The 19,433-nt window shown below is 41.3% G+C and carries 20 protein-coding genes; 7 read left to right on the top strand and 13 right to left on the bottom strand.

Going from position 1 to position 19,433, the window contains the following annotated elements; all coding sequences use genetic code 11:
• Position 1: 1 nt before the first annotated feature.
• Positions 2 to 781, top strand: coding sequence for a response regulator (locus tag V2H41_RS03765; RefSeq protein ID WP_330973791.1), 780 nt, complete (start codon positions 2 to 4; stop codon positions 779 to 781).
• 46 nt (positions 782 to 827) lie between these two features.
• Here V2H41_RS03765 and V2H41_RS03760 read toward each other — a convergent pair whose 3' ends face one another.
• On the bottom strand, positions 828 to 2,000 hold the full coding sequence (locus V2H41_RS03760) for an AIR synthase related protein (RefSeq protein ID WP_330973790.1): 1,173 nt from the start codon (positions 1,998 to 2,000) through the stop codon (positions 828 to 830).
• A 219-nt stretch (positions 2,001 to 2,219) separates the two neighbouring features.
• Between V2H41_RS03760 and V2H41_RS03755 the strand changes: the two genes are divergently transcribed.
• The 5 genes from V2H41_RS03755 (at position 2,220) to acs (ending at position 7,130) form a co-directional block, all read left to right on the top strand.
• Complete coding sequence (locus tag V2H41_RS03755) at positions 2,220 to 3,161, top strand: bifunctional riboflavin kinase/FAD synthetase (RefSeq protein ID WP_330973789.1); 942 nt, start codon at positions 2,220 to 2,222, stop codon at positions 3,159 to 3,161.
• Positions 3,162 to 3,224: 63 nt separating this feature from the next.
• Positions 3,225 to 3,515 (top strand): Asp-tRNA(Asn)/Glu-tRNA(Gln) amidotransferase subunit GatC, encoded by a 291-nt coding sequence (gene gatC, locus V2H41_RS03750; protein ID WP_330973788.1) that lies wholly within the window; start codon positions 3,225 to 3,227, stop codon positions 3,513 to 3,515.
• A gap of 84 nt (positions 3,516 to 3,599) precedes the next feature.
• Positions 3,600 to 4,301 (top strand): ABC transporter ATP-binding protein, encoded by a 702-nt coding sequence (locus V2H41_RS03745; RefSeq protein WP_330973787.1) that lies wholly within the window; start codon positions 3,600 to 3,602, stop codon positions 4,299 to 4,301.
• A gap of 100 nt (positions 4,302 to 4,401) precedes the next feature.
• Positions 4,402 to 4,965 (top strand): cob(I)yrinic acid a,c-diamide adenosyltransferase, encoded by a 564-nt coding sequence (locus V2H41_RS03740; RefSeq protein WP_330973786.1) that lies wholly within the window; start codon positions 4,402 to 4,404, stop codon positions 4,963 to 4,965.
• Positions 4,966 to 5,180: 215 nt separating this feature from the next.
• Positions 5,181 to 7,130, top strand: coding sequence for an acetate--CoA ligase (acs, locus tag V2H41_RS03735; RefSeq protein WP_330973785.1), 1,950 nt, complete (start codon positions 5,181 to 5,183; stop codon positions 7,128 to 7,130).
• Between the two features lie 52 nt (positions 7,131 to 7,182).
• On the opposite strand, the gene V2H41_RS03730 is transcribed toward acs, so the two are convergent.
• The 7 genes from V2H41_RS03730 to V2H41_RS03700 all read right to left on the bottom strand — a co-directional run bounded on the left by V2H41_RS03730 (position 7,183) and on the right by V2H41_RS03700 (position 14,107).
• Positions 7,183 to 8,514: a D-alanyl-D-alanine carboxypeptidase/D-alanyl-D-alanine-endopeptidase gene (locus V2H41_RS03730; RefSeq protein ID WP_330973784.1), complete on the bottom strand. Its 1,332-nt coding sequence runs from the start codon at positions 8,512 to 8,514 to the stop codon at positions 7,183 to 7,185.
• A 37-nt stretch (positions 8,515 to 8,551) separates the two neighbouring features.
• Complete coding sequence (locus V2H41_RS03725) at positions 8,552 to 9,151, bottom strand: phosphoribosylanthranilate isomerase (RefSeq protein WP_330973783.1); 600 nt, start codon at positions 9,149 to 9,151, stop codon at positions 8,552 to 8,554.
• A gap of 56 nt (positions 9,152 to 9,207) precedes the next feature.
• Positions 9,208 to 9,996 carry an indole-3-glycerol phosphate synthase TrpC gene (gene trpC / locus V2H41_RS03720; protein WP_330973782.1) on the bottom strand — a complete coding sequence of 263 codons (789 nt, stop codon included), beginning with the start codon at positions 9,994 to 9,996 and terminating at the stop codon, positions 9,208 to 9,210.
• A 5-nt stretch (positions 9,997 to 10,001) separates the two neighbouring features.
• On the bottom strand, positions 10,002 to 10,994 hold the full coding sequence (gene trpD / locus V2H41_RS03715; protein ID WP_330973781.1) for an anthranilate phosphoribosyltransferase: 993 nt from the start codon (positions 10,992 to 10,994) through the stop codon (positions 10,002 to 10,004).
• 63 nt (positions 10,995 to 11,057) lie between these two features.
• Positions 11,058 to 11,627 (bottom strand): anthranilate synthase component II, encoded by a 570-nt coding sequence (locus V2H41_RS03710; protein ID WP_330973780.1) that lies wholly within the window; start codon positions 11,625 to 11,627, stop codon positions 11,058 to 11,060.
• Between the two features lie 63 nt (positions 11,628 to 11,690).
• Positions 11,691 to 13,109 (bottom strand): anthranilate synthase component I family protein, encoded by a 1,419-nt coding sequence (locus tag V2H41_RS03705; protein ID WP_330973779.1) that lies wholly within the window; start codon positions 13,107 to 13,109, stop codon positions 11,691 to 11,693.
• 248 nt (positions 13,110 to 13,357) lie between these two features.
• On the bottom strand, positions 13,358 to 14,107 hold the full coding sequence (locus tag V2H41_RS03700) for a murein L,D-transpeptidase catalytic domain family protein (RefSeq protein WP_330973778.1): 750 nt from the start codon (positions 14,105 to 14,107) through the stop codon (positions 13,358 to 13,360).
• Positions 14,108 to 14,339: 232 nt separating this feature from the next.
• On the opposite strand from V2H41_RS03700, the gene purE reads away from it, so the two are divergent.
• Positions 14,340 to 14,852: a 5-(carboxyamino)imidazole ribonucleotide mutase gene (gene purE, locus V2H41_RS03695; RefSeq protein WP_330973777.1), complete on the top strand. Its 513-nt coding sequence runs from the start codon at positions 14,340 to 14,342 to the stop codon at positions 14,850 to 14,852.
• Here purE and bshC read toward each other — a convergent pair.
• The 5 genes from bshC to aroA form a co-directional block, all read right to left on the bottom strand.
• Positions 14,849 to 16,456, bottom strand: coding sequence for a bacillithiol biosynthesis cysteine-adding enzyme BshC (bshC, locus tag V2H41_RS03690; protein ID WP_330973776.1), 1,608 nt, complete (start codon positions 16,454 to 16,456; stop codon positions 14,849 to 14,851). The genes purE and bshC overlap by 4 nt on opposite strands.
• Positions 16,457 to 16,582: 126 nt before the next feature.
• Positions 16,583 to 16,705: a GlsB/YeaQ/YmgE family stress response membrane protein gene (locus V2H41_RS03685; RefSeq protein ID WP_330974103.1), complete on the bottom strand. Its 123-nt coding sequence runs from the start codon at positions 16,703 to 16,705 to the stop codon at positions 16,583 to 16,585.
• Positions 16,706 to 16,728: 23 nt separating this feature from the next.
• Complete coding sequence (locus V2H41_RS13935; protein ID WP_419784732.1) at positions 16,729 to 16,839, bottom strand: GlsB/YeaQ/YmgE family stress response membrane protein; 111 nt, start codon at positions 16,837 to 16,839, stop codon at positions 16,729 to 16,731.
• 112 nt (positions 16,840 to 16,951) lie between these two features.
• Positions 16,952 to 17,944 carry a chorismate synthase gene (locus V2H41_RS03680; RefSeq protein WP_330973775.1) on the bottom strand — a complete coding sequence of 331 codons (993 nt, stop codon included), beginning with the start codon at positions 17,942 to 17,944 and terminating at the stop codon, positions 16,952 to 16,954.
• 80 nt (positions 17,945 to 18,024) lie between these two features.
• Positions 18,025 to 19,386, bottom strand: coding sequence for a 3-phosphoshikimate 1-carboxyvinyltransferase (gene aroA / locus V2H41_RS03675; protein ID WP_330973774.1), 1,362 nt, complete (start codon positions 19,384 to 19,386; stop codon positions 18,025 to 18,027).
• Positions 19,387 to 19,433: the final 47 nt, after the last annotated feature.

Here is a 19,433-nt window from a genome sequence, read left to right as displayed (position 1 = left end):
TTTGCAGACTACAGTGCACACGGAAAAACCCACCATACTAATCGTTGACGATAATGAAGATATCTTGGAATTCCTAAGTGATGATCTAGGAGAGCAATACCACATTCTCTCAGCTCTTAATGGTGTCCAGGCATTAAAGATTTTATCGGAAGAAGTCGTTCATCTGGTTATCAGTGATGTAATGATGCCCGAAATGGATGGCTTTGAGCTTTGCAGAAAAATCAAATCCAATTTCGAATTGAGCCATATTCCTATGATATTGCTTACAGCCAAAAACACCTTGCAGTCTAAAATTCAGGGATTGAACGAAGGAGCCGACGCCTATATTGAAAAGCCTTTCTCTCCTGAGCACTTGGCCGCACAGGTATCTAGTCTGCTTACCAACAGAAATAAGCTGAAGGAATATTTTATCAGCTCACCACTAGCACACATAAAAAGCATCGCTCACACCAAAACCGACGAAGAATTTCTAGAACGCTTGAATAATTGTATTGTCGAAAACATGGCCAATGAAGACCTTGATGTAGAGCATCTGGCTCTAGCCATGAATATGAGCCGCCCTACTCTATATCGTAAAGTGAAATCCATATCCAATCTTTCACCCAACGAAATGATTAACCTTTCCCGCCTGAAGAAAGCCGTAGAGTTGATGAGCCTAGGAACCATGCCCCTGAGCGAAATTGCAGAAAAAGTAGGTTATCATTCTTTAACACAGTTCGGTCGCAATTTTCAAAAACAGTTCGGCCAGACACCATCAGAATACATGCAAAACTTAAAATAAAAATGGAGCCTCATCGGCTCCCTATATTTTCAACAAAATAAATCATTTAATAACGGGCTATTACATCACCATTTTGCACGATATCTAGCCCTTTCTTATCCGCAGCTTCTACCCTTCCTATTATTTGTGCCTGCACGCCAAATGAAGCTGCCACAGCAATAATATCGGCTGCCGCGGCTTCAGTAGTATAAATTTCTAAACGGGTACCCATATTAAACACCTGATACATTTCCCTATCGTCGGCCCCACTGGCTTCCTTAATAATGTCAAAAATTACCGGAGGGGCAAAAAGATTATCCTTCACGATTTTTACGTTATCTGGAACATACTTCAAGCACTTAGTCTGTCCACCTCCACTACAATGAATCAATCCGTGAATCGCTTCGAAATGTTCTTCCAGCAACACCTTCATCACCGGAGCAAAAGTTCGAGTAGGGCTTAATATCAGCTTGCCGATAGTGGTCTCTGCACCGTCTATGGTAATGGTATCCGTCATGCGGTATTTACCAATATATACCACTTCCTTGTTTAATGAGGGCTCGTAAGTTTCAGGAAAATTATCGGCATAATATTTATTAAGCACATCGTGTCGAGCGCTAGTAAGGCCGTTGCTGGCAATACCACTGTTATAGGCTTGCTCATAATGGGTTTGCCCAAAGGAAGCCAGTCCTACAATTACATCACCTGCTGCAATTTTTTCATTGGTAATCAGCTTGCTTTTCGGCCATTTGGCCGCCATAGTACCGTTTACGGCAATGGTGCGCACCACGTCGCCTACATCGGCAGTTTCCCCACCCATAAAGGTGATATTCACGCCGTATTGCTTCATATTATCGAAAAATGCTTGACTACCATTAATCACCTCACTTAGCACTTCGGCCGGAATCAGCGTCTTGTTTCTGTCGATAGTCGAAGAAAAGGCCAGTTTATCGTAAATCCCCACACAAAGCAAATCGTCCAGATTCATCACTATGGCATCCTGAGCAATACCCCGCCACACACTGGCATCTCCGGTCTCTTTCCAGTACAAATATGCCAATATGCTCTTTGTACCTGCCCCATCGGCATGCATCACATTTACACTATCAGGATCTCCTGTCAGTACATCCGGATAAATTTTACAAAATGCATTAGAATACAACCCCTTATCAAGGTTCTTCACTGCTTCATGTACTTCTTCTTTCTGGGCCGATACGCCACGTTTGGAATATAACGACATGGTATATTTATTATGTTACCGGCACCGGTACAATACTCAGCGGTCTTGCGTCGCACACTTGTACTGCGGTACTCCTGTCAACAATTCTTTTCAAAGGTGCGAAGATAACACAATCAACTCTATAGTGTTCTGCTAGGTAAGATTTTAAACCATTCGTTTATTCGATACGTTTTAAGTTATTCTGTCAGTTATTAACTTATCAGCTTAAATTTGCGCCCGATGAAAATCCATTACGATATTGATAAACTGCCCCTATTCAGAAATGCCGTAATTACCATCGGCACTTTTGACGGCGTGCACGAGGGGCACAAAAAGATTATTACTCAGCTAACCAAAACAGCACGTGAAGCTGACGGGGAGTCTGTCATCATCACGTTTCACCCACATCCCAGAAAAATTGTCACTTCATCCATACTAGGAATAAGACTGATTAATACACTAGAGGAAAAGATTGAATTGCTGGACAAATTGGGCGTGGATCACCTCATTGTAACGCCCTTCACCGATGCGTTTGCCAACCAGGAGCCTGAAGATTATCTGAAAAACTTTTTGATAGACAAATTTCACCCACACACCATCATTATAGGATACGACCATTGCTTTGGTAAAAACCGCCGGGGCAATTATAAATTATTAGAAGCCTTTAAAGATGTCTATCATTATCAATTAAAAGAAATTCCCAAACACATTCTGGAAGATATCGGCATTAGTTCCACAAAAATTCGCGAAGCAATCCTAAATGGCAATACTTCCATTACTAACCAACTTTTGGGATATGATTTCTTCTTTGAAGGAGAAGTGGTACATGGCGATAAATTAGGCCGGGAGCTGGGTTATCCCACCGCCAATCTCAAAGTAGTGAATGAAGAAAAAATTATTCCTGGTGATGGCATCTATGCCGTATACGGCTCGCTAAAGAACGATGACAACAGTTATGGACCACGAATAAAAGGTATGATGAGCATCGGTTTCCGGCCCACGGTAGACGGACAAAAAAGGGTTATAGAAGTCAATCTGTTTGACTTCAATGAAGATATTTACGGTCGTACGTTGCGCGTATATGTAAAAAAATTCCTGCGATCCGAAGAAAAATTTGAAACATTAGACGCACTAGTCAAAAAAATCAATGAGGATAAGGAGGAAAGTTTAAAAGTTTTGTAAATATATAACAAACAATATTCAATTAAAATAATTTTTAATTTATATTTCACCTAACTTTGATAAATGGAAGTAAATGAATCTTTAATCGATAAATTAGCGCATCTTTCCAAACTCACATTTACCGAGCAGGAAAAAAAAGACATCGCAACTGATTTGCAAAATATGATTGGGTTCGTGGAAAAACTCAAAGAATTGAACTTAGCTGATGTAGAACCTTTAATGCATATGAGCGATGAAGTTAACGTGTTGCGCGATGACGAAATTAAAGGTTCCATTAGCAGGGAGGAGGCGCTGAGTAATGCACCCGAAACTGATGGCCGATTCTTCTTAGTACCGAAAGTGATTAAGAAGTAAAATCTGTCATCCATAAAAAAAATGGTACTGTATTTGCAAGTGAGTGGTATTGTATTTGCAAATTAAAATACAACGAACCCATTTATGTCGGGCATAATTCATATCGAACAACTTAGGAAAAGTTACTTCATGGGGCCGCACGAGCTACCCGTACTAAAGGGGATATCGTTGGATATTTATAAAAATGAATATGTAGCTTTAATGGGTCCTTCCGGAAGTGGAAAAAGCACCTTAATGAACATTCTAGGTTGTCTTGACAGTCCCACATCCGGTACTTATATATTAAACGGACACGATGTAAGCAAGATGGCAGACAACGCACTTGCTGAAATCAGAAACAAAGAAATAGGGTTTGTATTTCAACAATTCAACCTATTACCCCGACTTACAGCGCTCGAAAACGTGGCACTACCGCTGATTTATGCGGGCGTGCCCAAAAACATACGTAACGAAAAGGCTATGCATGTACTAGAAATGGTAAACCTAACCGAACGTAGTCATCATAAACCTAACGAACTCAGTGGTGGTCAATGCCAGCGGGTGGCAATTGCCCGTGCATTGGTAAACGACCCTTCTTTAATTCTTGCTGATGAGCCAACAGGCAACCTCGACACTAAAACCTCCTACGAAATCATGGACATTTTCAGTAACATTCACAGCAGAGGGAATACTGTAGTTTTAGTGACACACGAAGAGGATATTGCCCGCCATGCTCATCGTATCGTACGCTTGAGAGATGGAGTTATCGAAAGCGACGAAAAAGTGGAAGACCACGTTCATTCATAAAAGTAATGTGTATATGCGATTCTCAAATTCTATATACTCTACTATTTCTATATACTCTACTAACAATCTTAATAACTTAAGCTCTCTAATCTAACACCGCATGGCACACAAGATTTATACAAAGACAGGAGACAGAGGTAGAACCACCCTTATAGGTGGAACTAAGGTAAACAAAGGCTCTGATCGCCTAGAAGCGTACGGAACTATAGACGAACTGAATGTCCACATCGGACTCTGCAAGGACCTTATAAAGGACAAAAAATGCATGCAGGTGCTTGAAGTAATTCAGGACAAACTGTTCATCATCGGTTCAGAGCTAGCTTGTGATCCATTCAAAAGCACAAAAATGTCGCTCCCCGATGTTTATGAAAGCGATTGTGCATTCTTAGAAAAAGAAATCGATCGCATGGATGAAGTATTAGAACCACTAAATGCTTTCATCTTACCGGGTGGGCACAGCACTGTATCTCAAGTGCACATTGCACGCTGTGTATGCCGCAGAGCAGAAAGATGTTGTGTGCGCCTACAGGAAACAGAACCCGTTCCTGCAATTATTATCAAATACCTCAACCGATTAAGCGATTATCTCTTCGTCTTGGCAAGATATACAGCCGCTCGATTAAAGGTGAAGGAGGTGCTGTGGAAGCCTAAAACCGTCGTTTAACTACCAAGAACCCAACAAATATTTACTGACGTCGGATTAACATATACTATATATGAACAATCCGAGGCAGTATTGTATTGGATAAATACAAACATTTATTCAATATAATTACTAAAACTGGCTTAAATATTAACAACAACAGATTTTAATACGCTATGAGCCCTGCAATTCAACATAGTTTTTATTATATTAGCCCTCCAAAAAAATAAATTGCGATGTCATATCCTTTTCAGATCAAATCCTTGGATCAATACCATGCGGATTATAAGCGCAGCTTGGAAGATCCCGAGGGATTTTGGAGCGAGGTAGCCGATTGCTTCGAATGGAAAAAAAAGCAGCCTTTTAGTAAAAGAGTTTTAGAATGGAACTTTACAGAACCTCGGGTAAAATGGTTCGAAGGCGCTAAACTAAACATTACCGAAAACTGTCTCGACAGGCACTTAGAAAAATTAGGCGACACACCAGCCATCATCTGGGAGCCTAACGATCCCTCAGAAAAAACAAGAACACTTACCTACAAAGTACTGCACCGCAAAGTATGTGAGTTTGCACAAGTACTTCGTAACAACGGTGTAAAAAAAGGCGATCGGGTTTGTATCTACATGGGCATGATTCCTGAGTTACCTATTGCTGTATTAGCCTGCGCCAGAATCGGTGCCATTCATTCAGTAATATTCGGAGGGTTTTCTGCCCAAAGTATAGCAGATAGACTGCAAGATGCCCAGGCAGAATATATCATCACCTGCGATGGTGCCTATCGCGGTGCTAAAGATATCCCCCTGAAAGCTATTATTGACGATGCACTGATAGGCAACACTACTGTTAAAAAAGTAATTGTACATACGCGCACACGTACTCCGGTAAGTATGATCAAAGGGCGTGATGTATGGTGGAGAGATGAAGTAGATGATGTTATCGAAACCATGCACGACGAGGCACTAAAGGCGCCGGCCGAAGAGATGGATGCAGAAGATCCTTTATTTATCCTATATACCTCCGGTAGTACCGGAAAACCTAAAGGGGTAGTGCATACCGTTGCAGGCTATATGCTTTGGACTGCCTACACTTTTGTAAACGTATTCCAGTACAATCCCGGCGATGTCTTCTTCTGTACAGCTGATATAGGCTGGATCACAGGCCACAGCTATATCGTGTACGGTCCTTTGCTCTCTGGAGCCACCTGTCTTATGTTTGAAGGTATTCCTACATGGCCCGATGCAGGAAGATTCTGGGATATTGTACAAAAACACAAAGTAAACATCTTATATACAGCCCCTACCGCTATTCGTTCTTTGATGAGTTATGGGCTGGAACCTTTAGAAGGTAAGGATCTTTCCTCATTAAAAGTGCTGGGTACTGTAGGCGAACCTATTAATGAGGAAGCTTGGCACTGGTATCACGAACATGTGGGTAAGAAAAAATGCCCCATAGTGGATACCTGGTGGCAAACAGAAACAGGAGGAATCCTCATCTCTAACTTAGCAGGTATCACGCCTGCAAAACCCAGCTGGGCAACACTTCCACTGCCAGGAGTAAAACCCGTACTGGTAGATGATAAAGGCGAGGAAATCACCGAGCTGACTGACGATTACTATAAAGGTAATCTTTGTATAACTATGCCATGGCCGGGTATTCTGCGTACTACTTGGGGCGATCATGAGCGTTGCCGTCAAAATTATTTCAGTGCTTATCCTGGTAAGTATTTTACCGGTGATGGTGCTTTAAGAGATGAAGAAGGCAACTTTCGTATTACCGGTCGCGTAGACGATGTACTAAACGTAAGTGGCCACAGGCTCGGAACCGCAGAAGTAGAAAATGCTATCAACATGATGGCTGGCGTGGTAGAAAGCGCCGTAGTAGGATATCCGCACGAAGTAAAAGGTCAGGGTATATACGCTTATGTTGTGCTGGATAACAAGCATTATAGAGAAGAAGATATAGAACTGACCAAACAAGACCTTCTCGCTACTGTATCCAGAATTATCGGCCCTATAGCCAAACCCGATAAAATACAGTTTGTGAGCGGATTACCTAAAACTAGAAGCGGTAAGATTATGCGTCGCATTCTGCGTAAAATTGCAGAGGGCGATGTGGACAATTTAGGTGATACTACTACATTGCTAGATCCAGCAGTAGTTGAAGAAATAAAAAAAGGAAGACAATAAGAAAAACCTTTTGATAAAAAAATCCATCTCATGTGGAGATGGATTTTTTTTATTAGTACTTCCTGTATACAGATCGCAAAAACCGCTCCACCGCCTTGCGCACTTCAGTTGCACTGGCATGGTGGTTATTCACCAATATCGAAAAAATCAGTTGTTTACCACTCTCAACAAATATGTATCCGCTAAGTGCTACTACGCCACTAAGCGTACCGGTTTTGGCAAATATCTTATTCTGGGCATCTAAGTAATAGCTGCTAAGCGTTCCTTCACCGCCGGTGGGAAAAATAACTTTTAATCGTTCCATTCCGAACTCCTGCTGCATTTTATGAAGAATCGCAACAAAATCTTCAGGAGTAAATAAATTGTAGCGACTGAGTCCCGAACCGTCGGCCCAGCGGGGCTTTTGTGGTAAATCTTTAAAATCATGCTCCAATATATATTTAATAATATCGGCATCAGACATAGTACCCAACACAGCCCTACTTACCATTAATAAAGTTTGTTCGGCAAAGAAATTATCGCTCCTATGCATTAACAATTGTAGCATAGAATCCAGCGGCTGCGAGTAAACAACATATCTATTGGCTTGACCTCTTATCTCCGTAGCATCATTGAGAAAATGAATAGGCTTTTTGAGAGTATCGGCGAGTAATTGCCATCCCAATTTTTTATTAGTTATAAAGGGCACTCTAATCTCCTTATCAGCATCACCATTCAAATAGAGGCGATAACTATTATTCCTAAGTCGTCGAGTGACATTGGTTAGATTACTTTTGTTTCCAATAGTCTCTATTTGCCAATATAAGTTAGAATCAGTATTTCGAGGAAAGTATCTTAATGTTCCATCCTGCTGTTTGCCATAAAACCAAACTAGATTGCAATATATAGGCAAAGCAGAACGTTCTGGCATATAGCTGGCATCATAATCCCCCCAACTCCAGCCACTCCCCCATGCTGTTGTTTTAATACTATCGGTAGCTGCATAAATAGGCTTTTCTGCCTTCATCAGAAAATCAAATACAGGCTGATTACTAAATTCAGGGTCCAACAATGTAGGGTCGCCCGTACCCCTTACTACCAATTTATCCGCATATTCGCTGACTTCTAGTCCGACGAGACTATCTTTCAAATATTTCATTGCAGCATAACAGGTAGGAATCTTAGTATTACTGGCCGGAACAAAATATTTATCACTGTTATGATTAAAGATAAACTTACCTGTTTGCGGATCATAGATGCTAATGCCGACGTGGGCATTTGCCATTCCTTTTGCTGACAGTAATTCTTTAGCCGGACCTTTTGCAATTTGTTTTTGTACATTACAAGATACCAGTAAAATCAGGCCCAGAGAGCAAATCCACTGAAATAATCTGGCATGAATCATAAAATTGGGAAAAAGACTATTTAAAGATAACCTACTTCTACGATAATTGACGCACAAAGTGGCGAATCTTATCAATTTCCTTATCCCCAGGCTGCCGCTCGAAGCGGCTGTTTATATCAATTGCAAATACATCCTCTTCGTCAATAAATGTTTTTATAGCATCCGCATCATTTGGGCCTATTCCTCCACTGAGGAAATAGGGTATTTTTAAAGAGGAACTTTTCAAAACGGACCAGTCAAATTGCTTTCCTGTACCTCCGTATTCTTGCGCCTTTGTGTCAAACAAAAAATAATGAACAGCGTCTTCATAAGGTTGCACCAGCTGTTGCACATCTTCATCTCCTTTTACACGAAAAACCTTCATCACAGTTACCCTGTCTTTAAGAGACTGACAAAATGCCGGTGTCTCATCTCCATGCAATTGCACCATATCGAGCCCGTAATCGTCGATTATTTGCAGTATTTTTTCTACAGTTTCATTTACAAACACCCCTACTTTCTGTATAGAGGTAACCGCTTTAATATCGGACGCACTCAGTTTAGCTCCTACATAGCGAGGAGATTTTTCATAGAATATAAATCCTGCAAAATCCACTCCCATAGCAGCAAGTTCCTGAACCTGCTGTAAAGAAGTCATTCCACATACTTTTATCTTGACACGATGCATAACAAATGAGCGTAATCAAAAACAAATTAGAGTGCAGATTGTAATTCTTGCACAAATGCAGCAAAAGCCGCGGGAGTATCGGCTTGTTTCATAAAATGCTCGCCGATAAGAAATCCTTTAAAGCCGTTTTTTCTAAACAATACAATATTTTCGATACTACTAATACCGCTTTCCGCAATTTTAATAGTATGAGCCGGAAGTTTTTCCGCCATGCGAAGACTGCGCTCTATATCAACCTTAAAAGTTTTCAAATCACGATTATTGATTCCTACAATAGAAGTGGCATCACAGATGTGTGCGAGCTCTTCTTCTGCATGCAATTCCAGTATCGTCTGCAATCCCAATGAACGGGCAAATTCAGCTAGATGTTTCACTTCCTGAGGAGTGAGACACGCTGCAATCAATAAAATAACATCCGCACCAATGGACTTAGCTTCTACAATCTGATACTCATCTACAATAAAATCTTTTCGTAGAATAGGAATATCATTCTTACGAGCTTGCATCAAATCCTCATCAGAGCCACCAAAAAACTTTTCATCTGTCAACACTGAAAGTGCGGCAGCTCCGTGTTGGGTATACGCTGTTGTAATTTCGTTTACGTTAGCGTGCTCTTTTATAAATCCTTTGGAAGGCGATTTTCTTTTAAACTCCGCGATAATACCGGTACTGCCTTCTTGTAATAGTGAATCGGAAAGCGATCGCACGGGAATAGAAAATGCCGGCCTTGCCTCTAACTCCTTAATTGAGGTTTGACTCTTTCTTGTCGCAACTTCCGCTTTTTTATGTACAACGATGGTATCTAAAATATTCATATGCGCTACTGTAGTGAAATTAGTTTTTCTAAACAAGCTTTTGCCCTGCCGCTCTTTAAGCTTTCTTTTGCTGCTGCAAATGCATCTTCATAACTGTTGTATTGACCCGTAACCTGCAATGCCACGGCGGCATTAGCCAATACTACAGCTTCCTGTTCAGGAGTACCATCTCCATTTATAATATTTTTGAAAATAGTCGCAGCTTCTTCAACACTTTGCCCACCCGAAATAGCTTCAGGCTTTACTTCCAAGCCGGCAAGCTGAATGGCACTTAATACTTTCTCTCCCTGTTTTGTTATCAGTTTACTATCTCCTGTAAGCGATATTTCATCATAGCCATCCAGTCCGTGTATAATAGCGAAATTGCGCTCCTTTTGTTGGAAAAGATAGTTATACAGACGCGCCATTTCCAGATTATACACTCCTATAACGCTGTATGTAGGAAATGCAGGATTCACTAGCGGTCCCAGCATATTGAAGAAGGTGCGCATCCCCAGATTCTTCCTAATTGGAGCTACATTCTTTAGAGCAGGGTGAAATAAAGGAGCATGCATGAAACATATATTGGCTTCATCCAGTTCACGTTTCAGTGCTGCATTATCATTCTTGAATTTATACCCTAGTGATTCTATCACATTAGAGGAGCCGCTAATTGCTGAGGCACCATAATTACCGTGTTTGGTCACTTTTACACCTGCTCCGGCAACAATAAAGCACGACAATGTAGAAATATTGAAAGTATTTTTACCATCTCCACCGGTTCCTACAATATCTACAGTTTCCCATTCGCTAAAATCCATGCGCAGACAAAGCTCTAGCAAAGCATCCTGAAAACCCTGCAGCTCCTGTAACCCGATGCTGCGCATCAGAAACACCGTCATGAATGCCGTTACTTCATGCTCATTGTATACACCTCTGCCGATGTTGACAAGCACCTCCTTCGCTGTTTGCCTGTCCAAAGTTTTATGTTCAAACAATAAAGACAGTATCTTTTTCATTGAAATTGTGTTTATGTTGCGGATTGATAAAAAGCTGAAATATCTCAGCACATCACGTGATTGCTACGCTTTTAGCCAGTTACGCATAATTTGCTCTCCCATGGGAGTAAGCACGCTTTCTGGATGAAACTGTACACCACGCACATCATATTTTTTATGGCGCAATGCCATAACAAAATCTTGCTCGTCTACAGCAGTAATTTCAAGTTCTTCAGGGAACCCGTCCCTATCCACCACCCACGAATGATACCGTCCCACTTCAATATGCTCCGGAAGACCTTTAAACAACTTTTCGTCTTCTACTATAATTCTACATGGAGTAGCAATCCCATGATATACTTTAGAAAGATTGGTTAGTTTACCCCCGAACACTTCACCGATAGCCTGCTGCCCCAAACATACACCCAGTATGGATTTGCTGGGAGCATACTCTTTTATCAAGGGTAATAACAATCCGGCTTCTTCTGGAATACCCGGCCCCGGAGATAAAATAATTTTATCGTATTGCTTTACTTTCTCCAAAGGAATCTGATCGTTTCTGAAAACATCTACTTTCTGGCCGATAATTTTTTCAACCAGGTGTACCAGATTATATGTGAAAGAATCGTAATTATCGAAAACTAACAGTTTCATGTAGTATGAAAAATTAAAAATTGAATATTGTTAACCCACATAGCACTAACATATATGCTACCATTACTGTACTTTCTGTGCCTCTACTATTGCCTTTTTAAGTGCTCCTAGTTTGTTATTTACTTCCTGCAATTCATTTTCGGGAATGCTTGCCGCCACCACGCCAGCACCGGCCTGATAATACAATGTATTATTTCGGCTCATGAAAGTGCGGATCATAATCGCCTGATTACAGTTACCATTAAAACCCATAAACCCTACTGCTCCGGCGTAATAGCCACGGGGTGTAGGTTCCATTTCACTAATCAATTGCATGGCTTTAATCTTCGGAGCTCCGCTTAAAGTTCCTGCCGGAAATGTTTTAGCAAAAAGCTCGAAAGAATTTACTGATTGGTTCACCTCACCGGTTACTTCACTCACCAAATGGATAACGTGCGAATAAAAATGAGTTTCGCGAAACTGATGCACATGAACATTGGTACAGCCTCGACTCAGATCGTTTCTCGCCAGATCCACTAGCATTACATGCTCAGCATTTTCTTTGGGATCATTCTGTAGACGGATGGTTTCTTCCCTATCTATCTTTTCATCGCCAGTACGCTTTACCGTGCCTGCAATCGGATGCACAATGGCTTTCCCATCCCTGATAATAAGCTGCGACTCTGGTGATGAGCCCATCAATTTATAATCGCCATAATCGAAATAAAACAGATAAGGAGAGGGATTGATATTGCGTAAAGTGCGATATACATTAAACTCATCTCCTATGAACGATTGTTGAAATCTACGACTGGGTACAATCTGAAACACATCTCCCCGATAACAGTGCGCAATACACTTCTTAACAATTTCGATAAAATCGCTATCAGACATATTGGAACGCTCTTCTCCCACCGCCTTAAAGGGATAAACCGGAACATCGCGCCCGCGAATCAGCGACAGCACAATATCCTTCTCACTTTGAATGCCCGGAATTTCATTTTCACAAAGAAAGAGCTCGTCTTTAAAATGATTGATGGCGATTACATACTGATACAAACGATAGCGCATCAGCGGAATTGCATCCGGATCATTTTGAAATACTGCGCCAGGGATAGTTTCGAAAAATTTTATGGCATCGTAAGAGGTATACCCGTACAATCCTTGCGCAAACGTGGCCACCTTAGAAGCCTCACCCTCTACCTCAAATCTCCGCATAAAGTTGTTCAACACATCCGATATGGGCTCATCCCCCTTTAACTGTATCGTTTCGGGAGTACCGCCTGGCAGCTTGAATTCAATTTTATTGTCAGCACCAATTTCGATACCTGCTACGGCATTCACCCCAATAAAAGACCAACTGTTCTCCAGAGCATGATTATCGGTACTCTCCAACAATACGGTATCTCTGAATCGGTCACGCAGACGCAAATAAATACCCACTGGCGTAAACACATCGGCCAGCATGGATGTTACATGTGTTTTAATTTTTACTGTTTGCATGGTTCTTTTATTAAGTTAAAGGAGCCTAGCAGTTGGTATCATGTGCTAAAGGCCGGAAATTAACAAAAAACCCCGGATTCACTCCGGGGTTCTTGAATATCATTCATTCTTTTTGGAAATGCATGGCATTACAATACCCCAGAAGAGTTTGTGTGCCACCACCACCAAAAGAAAGTATTGTTCACATTCATCATATCAGCAAAGATAGGAGGCAAATAAATTGAACACAAATTTTTTATTAAAGAATCCTAAGCAGGCTCTGCCTCTGGTCTAAAAGGTGCTGACGGGCGATACTTTTTGTTATAAACAAAAAAGCAAGAGCCGTTCTTTATCGTTTGAATAATGGGTTTGCTGAGCTCGGCAGGTACAGCAGGGCAGCCTAGACTACGGCCGATATATCCCTGTTCATCAATATAAGACTCGCTCACATATGGAGCTCCATGTACCACAATAGCTCTGCGCATAGCATTATCATTAACACCTTTCTCCAGTCCTTTCAATTTTAAAGAATAGCCTTTACTACCGTAATAGGTAACATCGGTAAGATAAAAGCCTAAGCTACTTTGATGAGACTCTTTCCTGTTGCTAAAGAATTGAGCGATTTCTTTACCGGTATTTTTGCCATGCGCCACCAGTGTATGAAAAAGGATTTTCAAATTACGCACATCAATCACATACATCCTTTTCTTATAACTAGGCTGATCAAAGTCTACCACAGTAAGTATAGAGTCGTTCTGTAGCTGACCTTTTTCCTGTAATTTTTTAAACCCGTATATGGCGTAATGGAAGGCGTCGCGCGACAAACCTTTTTCATCCAGCTCCAGACTATCGTACATCAATTGCACAGCATCACCTTCTGTTTTCTCATTAGAAGCCGGAGCACTTACTGTGCCGATGCTATTATTTTTCTCAGATGCAATAGAAGTAATAGTCCAAGAAACCATCGCAATCACAAAAACACTCAACCCAATAAATAGTAGTAGTTTACTTAGTCGCATATTGTACCCTTTCTCTTTTCTTTTACACAATGCGGCTTATATAAAGCCAATTTTACATGCAATTAGACGCTGATAAAACCTTAACCAAACGCTCATCAATACTGATATATTGTAAAATTTCTTCATTATAAGATATCTTTAACAGTCTTCAATTAGATACATATTAAATTGTTCGTTTATAACTTATGAATAAAAACTTTTGTTACAGACAATTTTATTTGTTCCTTTGTGTATGGCAATAGAAGTAGGAATTATCATGGGCAGCGACAGCGACTTACCGGTAATGCAAGCTGCAGCTGATATTTTAAAGGAATTGGGTGTAGGTTATGAACTTACTGTTGTATCTGCACATCGCACCCCTATTAGAATGGTGGAATATGCCAAAACTGCCCAACAGCGCGGACTAAAAGTGATTATAGCCGGAGCCGGAGGTGCGGCCCATTTACCCGGAATGGTAGCCTCCATTACACCATTACCGGTAATCGGTGTACCGGTAAAATCTAGCAATTCTATTGACGGGTGGGATAGTATATTGTCAATTTTGCAAATGCCTAATGGGGTGCCGGTGGCTACAGTAGCCTTAAATGCAGCAAAAAATGCGGGTATTCTGGCAGCTCAGATTATCGGGACCTATAATGAAACCATCGGCCAAAATGTAGCTGCCTACAAAGCCAAACTGGAGCGTGAAGTGTTGGGTAAAGTGAATAATCTAAAAGAGAAAGGCTACGAAAATAGCTTTGATTAAGCTTCTTCTAATACCACAAACGCCTGCTCAAAAGGGTTGGAGTACTGATAAAGCGTATCGATAAAGTCCGCTCCCCACACTGCGTAATATGGAAGTATATTGTCGATGCGCTCTTGCAAATTATTGTTAGGGAAAAGTGCCTGTTTTAGTTGCGCAATCTGCTGCATAGCATTGGCTTGATTACGCTTCTCTGCCCGAAGGATTTTTTTACCCACTTCTATGATTTTCTTTTCCGACTGCTTGTGCAATGCTTCAATATGAGCTTTCAAAGTAGTATCAACAGTGGCTACCTGATGAGAAAGTTTCTCGAATAAAGTATCTATTGCAGCAATAGAATCGTCCACACTCAGCTTTTTAGCAGAATTTCGCAGCACCCATTCGTTTTGCAACTGCTGTGCATTTTTAAACAAATCCTGTATGGTAAATTGTAATTTTTCTCGCTGCTGTGCATACTTGCCATTTACAATCAAAAATGAGTTGCGCAGTATTAATATGGGATAAGCCACCCCATAATGCTGAAATATAGCTTTCAACTCCAGCCAATAAGCCAGCTCGCCCCCACCCCCCACAAAAATGATATTGGGTAAAATCATCTCCTGGAACAATCCTCGCAAAATCACATTAGGACTAAATCGCTCAGGATGTTTTTCTAATTCCTGCATCAAGCTTGCTTCGGTAAAACTGATATCAGTATCCAATACATGCCATTTGTCATTGCGCTTTTCGATACGCAGGCGGGCACCGTTATCCATCAGATAAAAAAGATTGATATCCCTACCGTGTGCCTGAACTTTATACCCGGCCTCACTCAACTGCTGAATAGTTTTTTCAACAATCTCCGAAGAACGCTGATGCAATAATTCATCTTTAAATATATCTATAGCCGCTGCCTTTAATTGCGCATTGTCGGGAACTACGACAATCAGTCCATATCTGCCAAAAAGATGATGAACAAAACCCAAAGTCGCTTGCTGAATAGAAGTTCCCTTCTGATAATACTTTTTTACCGTATCCATTATCTCTTGCCCGTGAGGTAATACACCTATTTCAGCTTCAATACGCTGCACCAGATGCAATAGCTGTTCATCTACAATCATTCTTCCTACAGCACCAGACTGAGACGTCTGCCAGGCAAGTTTTTCATTATTCAAATAAATATGTCCCAGCTCATCCAAATCGGCATCTTCACTACCCATGTAGTATACAGGAACGAATTTGTATTGGGAATATTTATGATTACAATATTCCGCTAATTTGATAACATGGAGAATTTTATAGATGAAATAAAGCGGACCGGTAAATATATTGGGCTGATGAGCAGTAGTAATGGTAAATGTGTTAGCATCCAGTAGCAACTGAATATTTTCCTGCACTTTATCCGCTGCTTCCAACGATGCATACTGAGTTAATAATGCCTCTGCAAGATGGGCCCTATTGCGATTTTCTAACTCTTTTTTTCTGAGAATAGCAGCTTCAACACTAGTTTCGGATGGGAAATATTCGTAAAAACATCGCAGTTTTTCATCTCCATTAAGGTAATCCGATACTATGTTGGAAAAATAGCCTGTCTGATCGTAAGATATGCTGTGCTTTTGAAAACTCATATCGGTACTCGCCTTAGGAAATGAAAATAGTATAACAGTTGATTTATAAAATAGTTTAGAAAACAAATATCATAAAAAAACCATCCACTTACGGATGGTTTTTTACCAATAATGTCGTTCCAACCCTCAGGTGCGTTTCCTAGTGAGCATTGCATAAAGCCATAGTAGTATTACGGATCCTACTACAGCAAATAAAAATCCTTTAAAACTCCAATTTTCAGTAACAGGTGTACCTAATAAAGTACTAATCCAGCCTCCGAGTAGTGCTCCGGCTATACCGATGATAATAGTGATAATCCAACCGCCCGGTCTTTACCGGGGTGCAATGCTTTTGCTATGGCACCGGCAATCAATCCAAAAAGGATCCAAGATAAAATGGTCATAGTTCAATGTTTTTGAAATTAATAATATATATACCTATATACTATTAAAAAACATGCCAAAAGCCATTCATATAGAAAAATTTATGCACATGTATGTGCATAGTAACGACCATTACAGTACTCTTGGGATCCTGCCTTCTTGCAGCATTAAATCTGCAAGAACTATAGCTGTAGCGGCTTCTACGATAACCGGGGCTCGAAGTGCCACACATAAATCGTGTCTTCCTTTCACCGAAAAATGTTCCATATTTCCGGTGTCCCAGTTAAGGCTAAACTGCTCTTTTGGGGTAGATGCGGTGGGTTTTACCGCGATTCTAAATACCAGTTCATTACCATTAGTAATTCCGCCCACTATACCGCCGGCATGGTTAGTAGTGGTTCTACCCTCCATATTTTCGATAGGATCATTATGTTGGGAGCCGAACATCCTCGCAGCTGCAAATCCGGAGCCGAACTCAACGCCCTTTACCGCAGGGATGGAAAACATCGCATGTGCTATCAGGGATTCTACCGAATCAAAATGCGGTTCGCCCAAGCCTAACGGCACTCCGTTTACCCTACATTCGATGATACCTCCCACAGAATCTTTGGCATCAATGGCCTTTTGCAACCCTTTTTCAAGATCCGACTCACCGCCTATTTCAATTACTTTTGCTTCAACAGAAATACCTTTCAGCAATTTTTTAGCAATCACGCCCGCTGCTACAATTCCGGTGGTTAGTCGGGCACTAAAATGTCCTCCACCACGGTAGTCCTCATATCCTCCAAACTTTTTATGCGCTACAAAATCTGCATGACCGGGACGGGGAAAACTGCGTTGTTTCTCATAATCGGAACTGCGGGTATTCTTGTTTTCAAAGAATATCATGATGGGAAAACCGGTAGTTTTTCCGTTGAACACACCACTTTTAATGATAGGAATATCATCTTCCTTACGTGGTGTAGCACCTTTTTGGGTACCACCCTTCCGCCGCTCCATATCGGGCAAAAAATCCTCAACAGGAACGTCCAATCCCGCCGGGCAACCATCAATTACCACCCCCACACCATCCCCATGCGATTCGCCGAATATCTGTACCCGAAATAATCTACCAAAACTGTTCATAATACTGTTTATTTTTCAACGATTGAACAAATGGTAGCTTCTTGCTACGCTATTTTATTGTTCCGATTATAATTCATTTCTTAATTGTCTACTAGCGCGCCTTTCCAGTCAATGCCGCCGCTCACTTTCGCCCCTAAAGACTTTATATGATCATAAAAGTCAGGATACGACTTGTTTACTGCAAGCGACTCCTCGATCGTCGTATCCCCCTCTGCTCTTAATGCGGCTACGGCACAGGCCATGGCGATACGATGGTCATGACGCGAATGTACCAACGCACCTTTCAATCCACTACCGCCGTGAATATGCATGATATCTCCATATAAGTCCACACGTAATCCCATTTTTCCAAATTCTTCCTGCAAGGTAAGCCCTCTGTTACTTTCCTTGTGCGCCAAACGCGTAACCCCTTTAATACTAGTAACACCGTTACAATAAGCGGCAAGTGCCACTAAAGGAGGGAACAAATCTGGACAATCGGTAGCATCAAACTCAAAACTTTTCAATTCCGATTTATGAAGATGGATACCTTTTGCATCGATAGCCATCCCCGCATTAGCTGCCATTAAAGCTTCTGTTATTTTTTTATCGGCTTGCGTACTGGCCATACTTAATCCTCTTACGGTAATATCGCCTGCAATAGCTCCTGCTACCAACAAAAAGGCTCCACCACTCCAATCACCCTCCACAGTATACGTATTACACTCACGTTCTACATCCGGATGAGGCTTCGAATAATCAAATACAAATTCCTCATAGTTGCGGTTCTCCGGTACACGCAGGCCAAACTTCTTCATCACATCCAGTGTAAGATCGATATAGGGTTTGCTTTTAAGATTGCTAACCTTTATCGAAATTTCTTTCCCCTCGGCAGGATCTATCTGCGCTACGGAATAAGCTAGCAGCAATCCGGTTAAGAACTGTGAGCTCAATGAACCGTCGATGGTGATATTTTTGGGCTGTAAGGGCCCCTGTATAATAAGCGGCAGCTTGCCATCGTTTGATTGCACCTGTACACCCAATTGAGGCAGCACTTCATCAAAAAAGTCCATTGGCCTTGTCACCAAGCTACCCTCACCGGTAATGGTAATCTTCTTATTGGTAAGTGCCGCCAGTGGCGTAAACATGCGAATACTTAACCCACTTTCGCCGCAGTTAATGGTAAGCGCTTCACCTGCTTCCTGCTGTTTTGCAACGGTATCCAATACCTTGGCAAATGAAGTGCTATCTACAGTAATTTGTTCATGAGCTTTTTCGATAACGGCTCCTAGGGCTGTAATGATACCCATAGCGGCCTTATCATCATTACTATGACCGGGATTGTATATTATTGAGCGCTTCGCTGCAACTAATGCAGCTGCACACGCGCGCTGCATGGAGCTTTTGGAAGCCGGGGCTAGTATATCGCCTTTTAATGCTGAGGGTGAAATTGTAATCTTCATTCTCCTTTTATTTATTATCGCACTTGTCGATAGTATGACGACGACAG

Source organism: Niabella digestorum (assembly GCF_036409055.1).
Lineage (GTDB): Bacteria > Bacteroidota > Bacteroidia > Chitinophagales > Chitinophagaceae > Niabella > Niabella composti.
This window is presented reverse-complemented; position numbering and strand designations above follow the sequence as displayed.

What these genes read in the sequence shown, in the direction of transcription:
- V2H41_RS03740 (WP_330973786.1), top strand. Translation starts at nt 4,402, where the DNA reads ATGGCACACAAGATTTATACAAAGACAGGAGACAGAGGTAGAACCACC.
- bshC (WP_330973776.1), bottom strand. Translation starts at nt 16,456, where the DNA reads ATGAGTTTTCAAAAGCACAGCATATCTTACGATCAGACAGGCTATTTT.
- gatC (WP_330973788.1), top strand. Translation starts at nt 3,225, where the DNA reads ATGGAAGTAAATGAATCTTTAATCGATAAATTAGCGCATCTTTCCAAA.
- V2H41_RS03700 (WP_330973778.1), bottom strand. Translation starts at nt 14,107, where the DNA reads ATGCGACTAAGTAAACTACTACTATTTATTGGGTTGAGTGTTTTTGTG.
- V2H41_RS03710 (WP_330973780.1), bottom strand. Translation starts at nt 11,627, where the DNA reads ATGAAACTGTTAGTTTTCGATAATTACGATTCTTTCACATATAATCTG.
- V2H41_RS03680 (WP_330973775.1), bottom strand. Translation starts at nt 17,944, where the DNA reads ATGAACAGTTTTGGTAGATTATTTCGGGTACAGATATTCGGCGAATCG.
- V2H41_RS03755 (WP_330973789.1), top strand. Translation starts at nt 2,220, where the DNA reads ATGAAAATCCATTACGATATTGATAAACTGCCCCTATTCAGAAATGCC.
- V2H41_RS03730 (WP_330973784.1), bottom strand. Translation starts at nt 8,514, where the DNA reads ATGATTCATGCCAGATTATTTCAGTGGATTTGCTCTCTGGGCCTGATT.
- aroA (WP_330973774.1), bottom strand. Translation starts at nt 19,386, where the DNA reads ATGAAGATTACAATTTCACCCTCAGCATTAAAAGGCGATATACTAGCC.
- V2H41_RS03725 (WP_330973783.1), bottom strand. Translation starts at nt 9,151, where the DNA reads ATGACTTCTTTACAGCAGGTTCAGGAACTTGCTGCTATGGGAGTGGAT.
- purE (WP_330973777.1), top strand. Translation starts at nt 14,340, where the DNA reads ATGGCAATAGAAGTAGGAATTATCATGGGCAGCGACAGCGACTTACCG.
- V2H41_RS13935 (WP_419784732.1), bottom strand. Translation starts at nt 16,839, where the DNA reads ATGACCATTTTATCTTGGATCCTTTTTGGATTGATTGCCGGTGCCATA.
- V2H41_RS03745 (WP_330973787.1), top strand. Translation starts at nt 3,600, where the DNA reads ATGTCGGGCATAATTCATATCGAACAACTTAGGAAAAGTTACTTCATG.
- V2H41_RS03760 (WP_330973790.1), bottom strand. Translation starts at nt 2,000, where the DNA reads ATGTCGTTATATTCCAAACGTGGCGTATCGGCCCAGAAAGAAGAAGTA.
- trpD (WP_330973781.1), bottom strand. Translation starts at nt 10,994, where the DNA reads ATGAAAAAGATACTGTCTTTATTGTTTGAACATAAAACTTTGGACAGG.
- acs (WP_330973785.1), top strand. Translation starts at nt 5,181, where the DNA reads ATGTCATATCCTTTTCAGATCAAATCCTTGGATCAATACCATGCGGAT.
- V2H41_RS03705 (WP_330973779.1), bottom strand. Translation starts at nt 13,109, where the DNA reads ATGCAAACAGTAAAAATTAAAACACATGTAACATCCATGCTGGCCGAT.
- trpC (WP_330973782.1), bottom strand. Translation starts at nt 9,996, where the DNA reads ATGAATATTTTAGATACCATCGTTGTACATAAAAAAGCGGAAGTTGCG.